12 protein-coding genes are annotated in these 15430 nt (G+C 71.0%); 9 read left to right on the plus strand and 3 right to left on the minus strand.

Annotated elements, in window-relative coordinates:
* Positions 1–125 precede the first annotated feature (125 nt).
* The 8 genes from ACZ69I_RS30300 to ACZ69I_RS30335 all read left to right on the plus strand — a co-directional run bounded on the left by ACZ69I_RS30300 (position 126) and on the right by ACZ69I_RS30335 (position 12687).
* Positions 126–2072 (plus strand): acyl-CoA dehydrogenase family protein, encoded by a 1947-nt coding sequence (locus ACZ69I_RS30300; protein ID WP_470835766.1) that lies wholly within the window; start codon positions 126–128, stop codon positions 2070–2072.
* Positions 2073–2316: 244 nt separating this feature from the next.
* On the plus strand, positions 2317–5085 hold the full coding sequence (gene secA / locus ACZ69I_RS30305; protein ID WP_470835798.1) for a preprotein translocase subunit SecA: 2769 nt from the start codon (positions 2317–2319) through the stop codon (positions 5083–5085).
* Between the two features lie 80 nt (positions 5086–5165).
* Positions 5166–6443, plus strand: coding sequence for a 1-deoxy-D-xylulose-5-phosphate reductoisomerase (gene dxr, locus ACZ69I_RS30310; RefSeq protein WP_467671935.1), 1278 nt, complete (start codon positions 5166–5168; stop codon positions 6441–6443).
* The gene (locus tag ACZ69I_RS30315; RefSeq protein WP_470835767.1) at positions 6440–7741 is read left to right on the plus strand and encodes a M50 family metallopeptidase; all 1302 of its coding nucleotides are present in this window, start codon (positions 6440–6442) and stop codon (positions 7739–7741) included. Before dxr ends, ACZ69I_RS30315 begins: the two co-directional genes overlap by 4 nt.
* Positions 7742–7977: 236 nt before the next feature.
* Positions 7978–9135 carry a flavodoxin-dependent (E)-4-hydroxy-3-methylbut-2-enyl-diphosphate synthase gene (gene ispG, locus ACZ69I_RS30320; protein ID WP_470835769.1) on the plus strand — a complete coding sequence of 386 codons (1158 nt, stop codon included), beginning with the start codon at positions 7978–7980 and terminating at the stop codon, positions 9133–9135.
* A gap of 322 nt (positions 9136–9457) precedes the next feature.
* Positions 9458–10306 (plus strand): GNAT family N-acetyltransferase, encoded by an 849-nt coding sequence (locus ACZ69I_RS30325; RefSeq protein ID WP_467671941.1) that lies wholly within the window; start codon positions 9458–9460, stop codon positions 10304–10306.
* A 29-nt stretch (positions 10307–10335) separates the two neighbouring features.
* Positions 10336–10878, plus strand: coding sequence for a GNAT family N-acetyltransferase (locus ACZ69I_RS30330; protein ID WP_470835770.1), 543 nt, complete (start codon positions 10336–10338; stop codon positions 10876–10878).
* A 114-nt stretch (positions 10879–10992) separates the two neighbouring features.
* Positions 10993–12687, plus strand: a complete 1695-nt coding sequence (locus ACZ69I_RS30335) for a proline--tRNA ligase (RefSeq protein ID WP_467671945.1) — start codon at positions 10993–10995, stop codon at positions 12685–12687.
* Between the two features lie 31 nt (positions 12688–12718).
* Here ACZ69I_RS30335 and ACZ69I_RS30340 read toward each other — a convergent pair whose 3' ends face one another.
* From ACZ69I_RS30340 to ACZ69I_RS30350, 3 genes are read right to left on the minus strand one after another with little or no spacing between them, the layout of a single operon-like run.
* Positions 12719–13618 (minus strand): aminoglycoside phosphotransferase family protein, encoded by a 900-nt coding sequence (locus ACZ69I_RS30340; RefSeq protein ID WP_470835771.1) that lies wholly within the window; start codon positions 13616–13618, stop codon positions 12719–12721.
* A gap of 27 nt (positions 13619–13645) precedes the next feature.
* On the minus strand, positions 13646–14131 hold the full coding sequence (locus ACZ69I_RS30345) for a ferritin-like domain-containing protein (protein WP_470835773.1): 486 nt from the start codon (positions 14129–14131) through the stop codon (positions 13646–13648).
* Complete coding sequence (locus ACZ69I_RS30350) at positions 14128–14670, minus strand: hypothetical protein (RefSeq protein WP_470835775.1); 543 nt, start codon at positions 14668–14670, stop codon at positions 14128–14130. The genes ACZ69I_RS30345 and ACZ69I_RS30350 overlap by 4 nt, the downstream gene beginning before the upstream one ends.
* A gap of 262 nt (positions 14671–14932) precedes the next feature.
* Between ACZ69I_RS30350 and rimP the strand changes: the two genes are divergently transcribed.
* Positions 14933–15430: a ribosome maturation factor RimP gene (gene rimP / locus ACZ69I_RS30355; protein WP_389716428.1), complete on the plus strand. Its 498-nt coding sequence runs from the start codon at positions 14933–14935 to the stop codon at positions 15428–15430.

Here is a 15430-nt window from a genome sequence, read left to right on the forward strand (position 1 = left end):
GCGCGAGGACTGGTGGGCTCGGGGCGGATCGGGTACCAACGATCCAGTAGCACCAGTCAGTAACCGACCGGGCAGGCCGGGCCGACGGGCCCGGCGGCCCCACTCCGCGGCGAGGTGAGCTCCTCATGACCGCACCAACCCCCAAACCGTCCGTGAGCGAACGCGAGGCCCGGCAGGTCGCCGAGGCCGCCCGTGAGCAGGACTGGCGCAAGCCCAGCTTCGCCAAGGAACTCTTCCTCGGCCGATTCCGGCTCGACCTGATCCACCCGCACCCGATGCCGCCCGACGAGGACGCGCAGCGCGGCGAGGAGTTCCTCGCCAAGCTCCGCGACTTCTGCGAGACGAAGATCGACGCGGCCCGCATCGAGCGCGAGGCGAAGATCCCCGACGAGGTGATCAAGGGGCTCAAGGAGCTCGGCGCGCTCGGGATGAAGATCGACACGAAGTACGGCGGGCTCGGCCTCACGCAGGTCTACTACAACAAGGCCCTGGCCCTCGTCGGCTCCGCGAGCCCCGCGATCGGCGCGCTGCTCTCCGCGCACCAGTCGATCGGCGTGCCGCAGCCCCTGAAGATCTTCGGGACCCAGGAGCAGAAGGACGCCTTCCTGCCCCGGTGCGCGCGCACCGACATCACCGCGTTCCTGCTGACCGAGCCCGACGTCGGGTCGGACCCGGCCCGCATGGCCATGGCGGCCGTCCCGGACGGCGACGACCACTACGTCCTGGACGGCGTGAAGCTGTGGACCACCAACGGCGTCGTCGCGGACCTGCTGGTCGTCATGGCCCGGGTGCCGAAGTCCGAGGGGCACAAGGGCGGCATCACCGCCTTCGTCGTCGAGGCGGCGTCCGAGGGCATCACCGTTGAGAACCGCAACGCGTTCATGGGCCTGCGCGGCCTGGAGAACGGCGTGACCCGCTTCCACGGGGTGCGGGTCCCGGCCGCGAACCGTATCGGCCCGGAGGGCGCGGGCCTGAAGATCGCGCTCACCACCCTGAACACCGGACGCCTCTCGCTGCCCGCCATGTGCGTCGGCGCGGGCAAATGGTGCCTGAAGATCGCCCGCGAGTGGTCGGGCGCCCGTGAGCAGTGGGGCAAGCCGGTCGCCCACCACGAGGCGGTCGGCAAGAAGATCTCCTTCATCGCGGCGACGACCTTCGCGCTCGAAGCCGTCCTCGACCTCTCCTCGCAGATGGCCGACGAGGACCGCAACGACATCCGCATCGAGGCGGCCCTCGCCAAGCTGTACGGCTCCGAGATGGCCTGTCTGATGGCCGACGAGCTCGTCCAGATCCGCGGCGGCCGCGGCTTCGAGACCGCCGAGTCCCTAGCGGCCCGCGGCGAACGCGCCGTCCCCGCCGAGCAGGTCCTGCGCGATCTGCGCATCAACCGCATCTTCGAGGGCTCCACCGAGATCATGCACCTGCTGATCGCCCGCGAGGCCGTGGACGCCCACCTCAAGGTGGCGGGCGACCTCATCGACCCGGACAAGACGCTGTCCGACAAGGCGAAGGCGGGCGCACGGGCCGGCGGCTTCTACGCCCGCTGGCTGCCCAAGCTAGTCACGGGCCCCGGTCAACTGCCGCGCTCGTACGCCGAGTTCCACCCCGAGGGCCACCCGGACCTCTCCGGCCACCTGCGCTACGTCGAGCGGGGCGCCCGCAAGCTGGCCCGCTCCACCTTCTACGCCATGTCCCGCTGGCAGGGGAAGATGGAGACCAAGCAGGGCTTCCTCGGCCGCGTCGTCGACATCGGCGCGGAGCTCTTCGCGATGAGCGCGGCGTGCGTACGCGCCGAACTCCTGCGCACCACCGAGGAGTACGGACGCGAGGCCTACCAACTGGCCGACGCCTTCTGCCGCCAGTCCCGCATCCGCATCGACGAGCTCTTCGACCGGCTGTGGACCAACACCGACGAACTGGACCGCAAGGTGGTCAAGGGCGTCCTCTCCGGGACGTACACCTGGCTGGAGGCGGGCGTCGTCGACCCCTCCGGCGAGGGCCCGTGGATCGCGGACACCAAGCTGCCCGAGACCCCGCGCCCCGACGTACGAAGGGTGATCAAGGAGAGCTGATCCCGCGTCCCCCGGCCCGGTGAGCGGGCCGCGGGGGCGTGTCCCGACGGGCCGGCGGGCGGCGAACACCCGCCGAATGAGCGGCGCACGCGTCAAAGACGTCGCGTGCGCCGCTCTCCGTCCCGCCCGTCACCGGACTGCTTGCTGCGGCGATGAGCCCCGCCCACAATGAGCTGACCGGCCTGGGAACCAGGAGGGGATCACGTTGTCCGTCCTCAAACTGGAACGTCTCACCGGAAAGATCATGCGCGCGGGCGAAGGCAGAATGCTGCGCAGGCTCGAACGCGTCAGGGATCAGGTCAATTCCATCGAGGCGGACGTCGAGCGGCTCTCCGACGCCGAACTGCGCGCGCTCACCGACGAGTACAGAGAGCGGTACGCCGACGGGGAATCCCTCGACGATCTGCTGCCCGAGGCCTTCGCGACCGTCCGCGAGGCCGCCCGGCGCACCCTCGGAATGCGCCACTTCGACGTCCAGATCATGGGCGGCGCGGCACTCCACCTCGGCAATGTCGCCGAAATGCAGACCGGTGAGGGGAAAACCCTCTCCGCGACCCTGCCCGCCTATCTGAACGCCTTGACGGGCAAGGGAGTTCACCTCGTCACCGTGAACGACTACCTGGCCGCACGCGACGCCCGGTGGATGGGCCGCGCCTACCACTTCCTCGGCCTGACGGTCGGCGTCATCAAGGCGGAGATGAGCCCGGACGAACGCCGCGCCGCGTACGCCTGCGACATCACGTACGGCACCAACAACGAATTCGGCTTCGACTACCTGCGCGACAACATGGCCTGGTCCGAGAGCGAACTGGTGCAGCGCGGACACCACTTCGCGATCGTCGACGAGGCGGACTCCATCCTGATCGACGAGGCCCGCACCCCGCTGATCATCTCCGGTCCCGCCGACCAGCCGACGCACTGGTACGGGTTCTTCGCCGACGCCGCACGGCGGATGCGCGGCGTCGCGATCCAGGAGGAGAAGTTCACGGCCCCGCAGCGCAAGCTGGAGCTGGCCGAACTGCGCGCCGCGTACGACTACGAGTACGACCCCAAGAAACGCACCGTCGCCGTCCTCGACAGCGGCGTGGAATTCCTGGAGGACCAGCTCGGCATAGACAATCTCTACGACTCCGCGCACACGTCCCTCATCGGCCAGCTGAACAACGCCCTCAAGGCGAAGGAACACTTCAAGCGGGACAAGGACTACGTGGTCACCGACGGCGAGGTCCTGATCGTCGACGAGCACACCGGGCGCATCCTCGCGGGGCGCCGCTACAACGAAGGCGTCCACCAGGCCATCGAGGCCAAGGAGAACGTGACCGTCAAGGACGAGAACCAGACGCTCGCCACGATCACCCTGCAGAATTTCTTCCGCCTCTACGAGAAACTCTCCGGAATGACCGGCACGGCCATGACGGAGGCCGCGGAGTTCCACCAGATCTACAAACTCCACGTGGTGCCCATTCCCACCAACAAACCGATGGTCCGCGCCGACCGGCCCGACGTCGTCTACCGCGACGAAGCCGTGAAGTTCGAGGCCGTCGTCGCCGACATCATCGAACGGCACCGCACCGGCCAGCCCATCCTCGTCGGCACCGTCTCCGTGGCGAAGTCCGAGCACCTCTCCGCCCTGCTCACCGGGCGCGGCGTCCCGCACGAGGTGCTCAACGCCAAGAACCACCGGCGCGAGGCACAGATCGTCGCCCAGGCCGGCCGCAAGGGCGCCGTCACCGTCGCCACGAACATGGCGGGCCGCGGCACCGACATCATGCTCGGCGGCAACCCCGAAGCCATGGCCGAGGCCGAGCTCCGGGCGGCCGGGCTCACCCCCGAGGAGGCCCCGGACCGGTACGACGCCACCCTGCGGCGTGTCGAGGCCGCGGCCGCGGCCGAGCACGCCGAGGTCAAGGAGCTCGGCGGCCTCTACGTCCTCGGCACCGAACGGCACGAGTCACGCCGCATCGACAACCAGCTGCGCGGCCGCAGCGGCCGGCAGGGCGACCCCGGCCGGTCCCGCTTCTACCTCTCGCTCGGCGACGACCTGATGCGCCTGTTCCGCGCCGAGCTGGTGGAGCGCGTGATGCTCATGGCCAACGTCCCCGACGACGTCCCCATCGAGAACAAGATGGTCACCCGCGCCATCGCCTCCGCCCAGTCCCAGGTCGAGCAGCAGCACTTCGAGACCCGCAAGAACGTCCTGAAGTACGACGAGGTCCTCAACCGCCAGCGCAGCCTCATCTACGGGGAGCGCCGCCGCGTCCTGGCGGGCGAGGACCTCCGCGAGCAGATCCACCACTTCATGGACGACACCGTCGAGGCGTACGTCGGCGCCGCGACCGCCGAGGGCTTCGCCGAGGAGTGGGACCTGGACCGGCTGTGGAGCGCCTGCCGCCAGCTCTACCCCGTGCGCGTCACCGCGCAGGACCTCGACGCGGCGGCGGGCGCCCGCGCGGACGTCACCGCCGAGCAGGTGCGCGAGGCCCTGGTCGAGGACATCCACGACCGGTACGAGGAGCGCGAGCGCGCCCTGGGCACGGACGTCGTGCGCGAACTGGAGCGGCGCGTCGTGCTCTCCGTCCTCGACCGCAAATGGCGCGAGCACCTGTACGAGATGGACTACCTCCAGGAGGGCATCTGGATGCGGTCCTACCTGGGCAGGGACCCGCTCTTCGAATTCCAGCGGGAGGGGTTCGAGATGTTCGGCGCGATGATGGACGCCATCAAGGAGGAGTCCGTCGGCTACCTCTTCAACCTGGAGGTCCACGTCGAGCAACAGGAGCAGCCGGTGCGGGACGCCGTCGAGATCAGCGCCAAGGGCCTGCGGGCGCGCCGGCCCAGTGGTCAACTGCACTTCACCGCGCCGACGGTGGACACGGCGGAAGGCGTCCTCGAGGGCGATTTCGCACCCCACGACGCACCCCACGACCACGACGCACCCCACGACGGAGCTCCGGGAAACGGGCCGGGCCCCCGGCCGCCCGACGGCCCGGCAGGCGCTCGCCGCACACAGTGACGACCTCGCCGCACGCCCCGTGCGCCCCCAACCGGGCACGCCCTGTCGGACCGGGCGCGTGGTGCGGCCACAATGGGGGCATGAGCGACAGCCCATCTCCCCTCGCCGACCCGCGTCTCGTCTTCGACCCCGTCTCCGTCACGGAGGGGGCAGGACCGCGGGACATCGTGATCCTCGGCTCCACGGGCTCGATCGGCACCCAGGCCATCGACCTCGTGCTGCGCAACCCCGACCGCTTCCGCGTCACGGCGCTCTCCGCCGCGGGCGGCCGCGTCGGTCTCCTCGCCGAGCAGGCGCGTCGGCTGCGGGTGAAGACCGTCGCGGTCGCCCGCGAGGACGTCGTACCGGCGCTGCGCGAAGCGCTCCGGGGGCAGTACGCCGCGGGGGAGCCGCTGCCCGAGATCCTGGCCGGGCCCGACGCCGCGGCCCAGCTCGCCGCCTCCGACTGCCACACGGTCCTCAACGGCATCACCGGGTCCATCGGCCTCGCCCCGACGCTCGCCGCCCTGGAGGCGGGCCGCACCCTCGCGCTGGCCAACAAGGAATCGCTCATCGTCGGCGGCCCCCTGGTCAAGGCCCTCGCCAAGCCCGGACAGATCATCCCGGTCGACTCCGAGCACGCGGCGCTCTTCCAGGCGCTGGCCGCGGGCACCCGCGCCGACGTGCGCAAACTCGTCGTCACCGCTTCCGGCGGGCCCTTCAGGGGCCGGACCAGGGCCGACCTCGCGCACGTCACCCCCGAGGACGCCCTCGCCCACCCCACCTGGGCCATGGGCCCGGTGATCACTGTCAACAGCGCGACGCTGGTCAACAAGGGTCTTGAGGTCATCGAGGCGCACCTCCTCTACGACATCCCCTTCGACCGCATCGAGGTCGTCGTCCACCCCCAGTCGTACGTGCACTCCATGGTCGAGTTCAGCGACGGCTCGACCCTCGCGCAGGCGACCCCGCCCGACATGCGCGGCCCGATCGCCATCGGCATCGGCTGGCCCGAACGCGTCCCGGACGCGGCCCCCGCCTTCGACTGGACGAAGGCGTCGAGCTGGGAGTTCTTCCCCCTCGACAACGACGCGTTCCCGTCGGTCCGCCTCGCCCGGCACGTCGGAGAGCTCGCGGGCACGGCCCCGGCGGTGTTCAATGCCGCAAACGAGGAGTGCGTGGCCGCGTTCCTGAAGGGCGCGCTGCCCTTCAACGGCATCATGGAGACCGTGACGAGGACCGTGGAGGAACACGGCGGCCCCGCCGCCGCGGCGCCGGGAACCTCCCTGACCGTCGCGGACGTCCTCGAAGCGGAGACCTGGGCACGTGCTCGGGCACGTGAACTGGCAGGCAAGACGACCGCGGAGGCTCGTGCATGACGACCTTGATGATGATCCTCGGGATAGTCGTCTTCGTGATCGGGCTGCTCTTCTCGATCGCCTGGCACGAGCTGGGGCACCTGTCGACCGCCAAGATGTTCGGCATCCGCGTGCCGCAGTACATGGTCGGCTTCGGCCCGACCCTCTTCTCGCGCAAGAAGGGCGACACCGAGTACGGCGTCAAGGCCATCCCCCTCGGCGGCTACATCCGCATGATCGGCATGTTCCCGCCGGGCGCGGACGGCCGCATAGAGGCACGGTCGACGTCCCCCTGGCGCGGCATGATCGAGGACGCCCGCTCGGCCGCCTTCGAGGAACTGCAGCCCGGCGACGAGTCCCGCCTCTTCTACACGCGCAAGCCGTGGAAGCGCGTGATCGTGATGTTTGCGGGCCCCTTCATGAACCTGATCCTCGCCGTGGCGATCTTCCTCGGCGTGATGATGACGTTCGGCATCAGCAGCCAGACGACCCAGGTCGGCAAGGTCTCCGACTGCGTCATCCAGCAGAGCGAGAACCGCGCGAAGTGCGAGAAGGGCGACAAGGCCGCGCCCGCCAAGGCGGCGGGCCTGAAGCCCGGCGACAAGATCGTCGCCTTCCAGGGCAAGCCCGTGGGCGACTGGTCCGCGCTCCAGTCGAAGATCCGCGAGACCATCGGCCCGGCCACCATCACGGTCGAGCGCGACGGCGAGCGGCAGGACCTGCACGCGAACCTCATCAGGAACCAGGTCACCAAGACCGACGGTGACGGGGCCTACGTGGAGGGCAAGTACGTCTACGCCGGGTTCCTCGGCTTCACCCCCGCCACCGGCATCGTCCAGCAGTCCTTCGGCGAGTCCGTGGACCGCATGGGCGACATGATGGAGAACGGCGTCGAGTCGATCGTCGCCCTGCCGTCCAAGATCCCCGACCTGTGGAACGCGGCGTTCGGCGACGGCGAGCGCAAGCAGGACTCCCCGATGGGCGTGGTCGGCGCGGCCCGGGTGGGCGGCGACGTGTTCACCCTGGACATCCCGCCGGAGAACCAGATCGCGATGATGCTGTTCCTCATCGCGGGCTTCAACCTCTCGCTCTTCCTCTTCAACATGCTGCCGCTGCTCCCGCTCGACGGCGGCCACATCGCGGGCGCCCTGTGGGAGTCCGTGCGCCGCAACGTGGCGAAGGTCCTGCGCCGCCCCGACCCGGGCCCGTTCGACGTCGCCAAGCTGATGCCGGTCGCCTACGTGGTGGCGGGGATCTTCATCTGCTTCACGATCCTGGTGCTCATCGCGGACGTGGTGAACCCGGTGAGGATCTCCTGACGGACATCTCCCGACGGACATCTCCCGACGGAAATCTTCTGATGGAACCGGACGCTTCCGCACAACTGTCCGGATATGCGAAATCTGCGGCGGCCCGGCACGCTATGTGCCGGGCCGCCCTCCATTGAGTGGAGTTTCGGACGGGATGTGTTCGGCCACCACGGGGTGCCGTAATCTCGAAGCCTGGAGCCCGCCGATCTCGGGACCATGATCCACACCTTGGGGATGCACGCCAGATGACTGCCGTTTCTCTCGGAATCCCGTCCGTACCGACCAAGCTCGCCGACCGAAGGGTCAGCCGCAAGATCCAGGTCGGCGCGGTGGCCGTCGGCGGGGACGCACCGGTGTCGGTGCAGTCGATGACGACCACGCGCACGTCCGACATCGGTGCCACGCTGCAGCAGATCGCCGAGCTCACGGCCTCCGGCTGCCAGATCGTGCGCGTCGCCTGCCCCACGCAGGACGACGCGGACGCGCTCGCCACAATCGCGCGCAAGTCGCAGATCCCGGTGATCGCGGACATCCACTTCCAGCCGAAGTACGTCTTCGCCGCGATCGACGCGGGCTGCGCGGCGGTCCGCGTGAACCCCGGGAACATCAAGCAGTTCGACGACAAGGTCAAGGAGATCGCGCGCGCCGCCAAGGACGCGGGCACGCCGATCCGCATCGGGGTCAACGCGGGCTCGCTGGACGCCCGCCTCCTGAAGAAGTACGGCAAGGCGACCCCCGAGGCCCTCGTCGAGTCGGCCCTCTGGGAGGCGTCCCTCTTCGAGGAGCACGACTTCCGCGACATCAAGATCTCGGTCAAGCACAACGACCCGGTGGTCATGGTCAACGCCTACCGCCAGCTCGCGGCCCAGTGCGACTACCCCCTCCACCTCGGCGTGACCGAGGCGGGCCCCGCCTTCCAGGGCACGATCAAGTCGGCGGTCGCCTTCGGCGCGCTGCTCTCCGAGGGCATCGGCGACACGATCCGCGTCTCCCTCTCGGCCCCGCCGGCCGAGGAGATCAAGGTCGGCATCCAGATCCTCGAATCCCTCAACCTCCGCCAGCGCCGCCTGGAGATCGTCTCCTGCCCGTCCTGCGGCCGCGCCCAGGTCGACGTCTACAAGCTCGCCGAAGAGGTCACCGCGGGCCTCGACGGCATGGAGGTCCCGCTCCGCGTCGCCGTCATGGGCTGCGTCGTGAACGGCCCGGGCGAGGCCCGCGAGGCCGACCTCGGCGTCGCCTCCGGCAACGGCAAGGGCCAGATCTTCGTCAAGGGCGAGGTCATCAAGACCGTCCCCGAGTCCAAGATCGTGGAGACCCTCATCGACGAGGCGATGAAGATCGCCGAGCAGATGGAGAGGGACGGCGTGGCCTCCGGCGAGCCGACGATCTCCGTCGCGGGCTGACCCCTCCCTCTCCCGTGCCCCGGCAGCTCTTGGAGCGCCGGGGCATGTTTGTGGGCGGGGCCGGGATGTGTCCCGCCCGCCCGCCCGCACCGCGACGTCCGGCAAGACCACCCGCCCGCCCCTACGATGACGCGACGTCGCGGGGCGAACGGACGGGCGGGTGGGCGAGACCCCGCCGCGAAGCGGCAAGGAGACGCCCGCCCCCACCGAGGGCACGCCGCCCGACATCAGCGATCCCCACCCACAAAAGGCGCCCCCGCACAAGGCGCCCCCGCCAGGTACAGTGCGGAGATCAGCAGACCGTATGGTGAGGCCCCCGCACGTGTTGACTCAGACCACCACCAGGGTGCTCGAACCGAGTGACCTGGACGCCGCGCTCGCCGTGCTCGACCGCGAGCCGGTCGCGAACGCCTTCGTGACCGCCCGCGTCCAGGTGGCGGGCCTCGACCCCTGGCGCCTGGGCGGCGAGATGTGGGGCTGGTACGAGGACGGCATGCTGGAGTCGCTCTGCTACGCGGGCGCCAACCTCGTCCCCATCTGCGCGACCCCGCGGGCCGTCCGGGGCTTCGCCGACCGCGCCCGGCGGGCGGGCCGCCGCTGCTCCTCCATCGTCGGCCCCGCACCCGCCACCGCCCAGCTGTGGCGGCTCCTCGAACCGTCCTGGGGCCCCGCCCGCGAGATCCGCGCCCAGCAGCCCCTGATGGTCACCGACCGGCTCCCGGACGACGTCACCCCCGACCCGTACGTCCGTCGCGTCCGCAAGGACGAGATGGACACGATCATGCCCGCGTGCGTGGCGATGTTCACCGAGGAGGTGGGCGTCTCCCCGATGGCGGGCGACGGCGGACTCCTCTACCAGGCCCGCGTCGCCGAACTCGTCGGCTCCGGCCGCTCCTTCGCCCGCCTCGACCGGGACGGCAAGGTCGCCTTCAAGGCCGAGATCGGCGCCGCCACCCCGCAGGCGTGCCAGATCCAGGGCGTCTGGGTGGCCCCCGAGTACCGCGGCCGCGGCCTCGCGGCCCCCGGCATGGCGGCCGTCCTGCGCTACGCCCTCGCGGACATCGCGCCGGTCGCCAGCCTCTACGTGAACGACTTCAACACCGCGGCCAGGGCGGCCTACCGAAGGGTGGGCTTCCAGGAGGTCGGGGCGTTCATGAGCGTCCTGTTCTGAACCGGACCGCCGCGAAGTAGGGTCGGACCATGACAGACGACGTCGTGATCGGGCCCCTCGACCTCGCCGCACGCGTGGACGACGCGCTGCACGTCCAGGCCCACGCCTTCGGACTGAGCGAGGAGGAGGTCGCGGTACGGCGGCAGATCGTCCTGCGCCACGTCACGTACCCCCGGGCCCGCGCGTTCGGCGCGACCACCCCCGACGGCCGGCTCGTCGGCTTCGTCTACGGCATGCCCAACAACCGCGGCCACTGGTGGTCGACGGTCGTCGAGCCGTACCTGCGCAGCCGGGACCTCGACGACTGGCTGGACGACTCCTTCGTCATCACCGAACTGCACGTGCACCCCGGCCACCAGAACCGCGGCATCGGCAGGACGCTCATCACCACCATCACGCAGGACGTCCCCGAGCCCCGCTCGATCCTCTCCGCGATCGACGTCGAGAGCCCCGCCCGCGGCCTCTACCGCTCCCTGGGGTACACGGATCTGGCACGCCGCGTCCTGTTCCCCAGCGCCCCCAAGCCGTACGCCGTGATGGGCGCCCCGCTGCCCCTGGCGCGGCGGGTCTGAGCCATAACCGATTTCCGCCCGCCCCCGGCCCCCGGCTAACCTCCTGGCATCACCCTTCCCCGAGCTCCCGGCCCAGCCGGAGCAGGGGGGACCACCCTGTAGCAGGAGTTCATCATGGCCCAGGTCCAGCGCATGTCCCGATTGATGGTCAAGACACTGCGCGACGACCCCGCGGACGCCGAGACGCTCAACCACAAGCTGCTCGTCCGGGCCGGCTACGTCCGCCGTACCGCCGCCGGCATCTGGACCTGGCTGCCGCTGGGCAAGAAGGTCTACGAGAACATCGCCCGCGTCGTCCGCGAGGAGATGGACGCCATCGGCGGCCAGGAGGTCCTCCTCCCGGCGCTGCTGCCCAAGGAGCCCTACGAGGCGTCCGGCCGCTACGAGGAGTACGGCGACCTGCTCTTCCGCCTCAAGGACCGCAAGGGCGCCGACTACCTCCTCGGCCCCACGCACGAGGAGATCTTCACCCAGGTCGTCAAGGACCAGTGCTCGTCCTACAAGGACCTGCCGGTGATCCTCTACCAGATCCAGACCAAGTACCGCGACGAGGCCCGCCCGCGCGCCGGTGTGCTGCGCGGCCGCGAGTTCCAGATGAAGGACTCGTACTCCTTCGACACCTCCGACGAGGGCCTCGCCGAGTCGTACGCGCTGCACCGCGGCGCCTACCAGAAGATCTTCGAGCGCCTCGGCCTCGACTACCGCATCGTGTCCGCCGTCGCCGGCGCCATGGGCGGCTCCAAGTCCGAGGAGTTCCTGGCCCCGGCCCCGGCCGGCGAGGACACCTTCGTGGACTGCCCGGCCTGCGACTACGCCGCCAACACCGAGGCCGTCACCTTCAAGCTCGCCCCGGTCGACGGCGCCGCGCACGGCCCGGTCGAGGAGCTGGACACCCCCGACACCCCGACCATCGAGACCCTCGCCGAGCACCTCGGCGTCCCGGCCTCCGCGACCCTGAAGAACCTCCTGGTCAAGGTCGACGGCGAGATCGTGGCCGTCGGCGTCCCCGGCGACCGCGAGGTCGACCTCGGCAAGCTCGGCGAGCACCTGGCCCCCGCCGAGGTCGAGCTGGTCACCGCCGAGGACTTCGAGGGCCGCGACGACCTCGTCCGCGGTTACGTCGGCCCGCAGGGCCTGGCCAAGGTCCGCTACATCGCCGACCCGCGCGTCGCCCCGGGCACGGCTTGGATCACCGGCGCCAACAAGCAGGACAAGCACGCCAGGAACGTGGTCTGCGGCCGTGACTTCGAGGTCGACGACTACCTCGACGTCGTCGTGGTCGAGGAGGGCGACCCGTGCCCGAACTGCGGCACCGGCCTCAAGCTGGACCGCGCCATCGAGATCGGCCACATCTTCCAGCTCGGCCGCAAGTACGCCGACACCTTCCAGCTCGACGTGCTCGGCAACCAGGGCAAGCCGGTCCGCGTGACCATGGGCTCGTACGGCATCGGCGTGTCCCGCGCGGTGGCGGCGCTCGCCGAGCAGACCGCCGACGACAAGGGCCTGTGCTGGCCCAAGGAGATCGCCCCCGCCGACGTCCACGTGGTCGCCGCGGGCAAGGCCCTCCAGACGGAGCTGGCCCTCGACGTCGCCGAGAAGCTGGGTGCCGCGGGCGCGCGCGTCCTGGTGGACGACCGCGCCGGGGTCTCCCCGGGTGTGAAGTTCACCGACGCCGAGCTGATCGGTGTCCCGCAGATCCTGGTCGCGGGCCGCCGCTCCGCCGAAGGCGTCGTGGAGCTGAAGGACCGCCGCACGGGCGAGCGCGAGGAGCTCACGGTCGACGAGGCGATCGCCCGCCTGACGGCCTGATCGAGCACGGTGGCTGTAGGAGGGCGACCTCCTACAGCCACCCCGCGAACTCCAGCAGGAGCTCCGCGTCCTGGCCGCGCCCCACCCGCTGGGCCCGGACCCCCGACTCGACGGCCCGGAACAGCGTCCAGCCCCGCAGCCGCTCCTGGTCCACCTCCAGGGCCTCGGCCAGCTTCTTCACGCGCCGCCGGGTGATCGAGGCGCCCGACGGCGACGCGATCAGGTCCTCGACCCGGTCGCGCACGAGCCGCGCCAGGTCGAAGGCGGCATCGCCGACCACCGGATCGGGCCCCACGGCCAGCCACGGCAGCCGGTCCCCGGCGAGGACCTTGCTCTGCCGGAACGTGCCGTGCAGCAGCCGCGGCTCCACCTCCGCCGCGAGCAGCTCGTCGCGGGCCGCGAGCGCCGCGTCGACCAGCGGCGCGAGGTCGGCCCGCGCGTCGGCGGAGGCCCGCATCGCCGCCGCTTGCCGCCCGGTCCGCTCGGCGACCGTCTCGAAGCGGTGCCCGGCGGGCGGTGCCACCCAGAGCCGCCGCAGCGTCCCCGCGGCCTCCAGGAGCGCCTTGGCCTCGGGCAGGGAGCGCACCGACACGTCACGGTGCAGCCGTTCGAGGAGCAGCGCCCCGTCCGAGCCCTCCGGGTCGAGCAGCCGCGCGGCGCCGAGCCCGTTCCAGTGGGCGAGCGCGGCCCGCTCGCTCTCCGGCCGGGAGCGGGGCGGCACCAGCTTGAGCACGGCGGGTTCGCCCCCGGCCTGCCGCACCATCAGCACGAGGCTGCTGCGGCCGCCGGGCACGTGGACCCGCTCGACGGTCAACTCGCGTAGAGCGACGGCCTGTTCGGCTGCCTCGGGCAGCTTCTCCAGCCAGTCGTCGCCGTCCTGCGCCGTCTCGCCGAGTGCTGTGACGAGGCGCTGCGGCGGTTCGAGAGCCATGCGCGAGTCGTTCCCTTCCTGAGCGCGTTACGCCTTGGGTGTCGCCGGTGCGGACGAGGGTGCCGACCGCTCCGCGAGCCCAGGGAAGGCTACGCTCCCGCCGCGCCAGCGCGCCGCCCGGACCGCGGCCTCCCGCAGCGCCCGCGCCGCGGTGCCCCGCCGGGCACCCGAAGCGGCCCGTACGAGATCGGAGTAGACCCCGGCGACCCGGTCCTCCAGCTCCGTGGCGAGCCGCACGGCCGCCGCGGCGTCCGGCACCGGGAACGGCAGCGAGTACGCCGCGTCGGCCGCCCGCGGCTCGCCGCCGAGGTCGCGCACCGCGCGCTGCAGCTCGTCGCGCCGGGCGCGGTGCGCGTCGTACGCCGTGCGCGCCTCGGCCCTGCGCTGGTTGCCGACCCGGGCGCCGACGACCCCGTAGCCGTACACGGCGGCGTGCTCGGCGCCGAGCACGGCCTGCAGGGCCTTGAGCTCCGCGTCCTTCGACGTCCCGTCCGAACCCTTGCCGTCGCTCACTTGTCGCCCTCCGGCTCCGTCAGCAGGTACGCGTGGGCCGCTCCCGCGGCGGCCACCGAGGCAAGCAGCCTGCCCTGTTCCGCGGGCGCGTCCAGGACGGCCGCGCCCCGGCGGTCGGCGAGCTCCCGCTCGGCCCGGGCGAGCTCGCGGACCGCCTTGCCGGGGTCGGTGGCGACGACGGGTGACGACTTCGGCCGCGGAGCGGCCGGGGAGGCCGGGGAGGCGGTCGAGGCCGGGGCGCGCTCGTCGTCGAACGCCTCGGCGTGCTGCTTCACCTCGGCGCGCAGCGGACCGAGCCGCTTTTCGAGGGCGGGGTGCGCCGCGAGCACGGCGTCGTAGTGCCGCAGGAGCTTCCTGCTGTCCTCGGTCGCCTCGGCGCGCAGCCGCCGGGCGGCGGACGAACGCTCGTCGGCGTCGGAGCCTGCGGAGTCCGAGCAGCCCGCGAGCAGCGCCGCCGAAGCGACGCCGGCGGCCCCGGTGAGCAGGCTCCTTCGACGCGGACCCGGGCGGGACCGCGGGGCGGTGGGATACGACGGCACGGCAGACATCCTCGGAAGGAAGGCCAAAAGGCGTGAGCGAGAAAAGAACGGAAAGGAACACAAAGGGAGATCGGTGGGCAGGAGCCCGGTGATCACCGTACCTTCGGACCGCCCCGCCACCCGCGAGCGGCTCGGAACGGAACGGCGCACCGCCCGGTCCGTCCGTCCCGTCCGTGGGCGGCAACACCCCTCCGGACCGGATACCCTTTGACCTGACACGCGACGATCCCACAACAGCACACGCGGCCGAGGAGTCACCCGGATGAGCACCACCCAGAGCGAGAGGCTGCGGCAACTACTGGAACCGCTCGTCAGCTCCCAGGACCTGGATCTCGAAGAGATCGAAGTGGCCCCGGTCGGACGCAAGCGAGTGCTGCGAGTCGTGATCGACTCCGAGGACGGCGTGGACCTGGACCAGATCGCGGAAGTGAGCCGCCTGCTCTCCGCGAAGCTCGACGAGAGCGACGCCATGGGCGAGGGGGAGTACGACCTGGAGGTCGGTTCCCCCGGCGCCGAGCGAGCCCTGACCGAGCACCGTCACTACGTGCGCGCCGTGAGCCGCCTGGTGAAGTTCCAGCTGACCGAGGGTGGCGAGCTGACCGCCCGCATCCTCACCGTGGACGACGAAGGCCTCGACCTCGAAGTGCCCGGAGTGAAGGGCCGCAAGCCCACCTCCCGCCGCCTCGCCTTCGACGAGATCGACAAGGCGCGCGTACAGGTCGAGTTCAACCGCAAGGACAAGAAGGAAGAGGAGGCGTAG

Source organism: Streptomyces sp. NPDC036815, assembly GCF_055609205.1.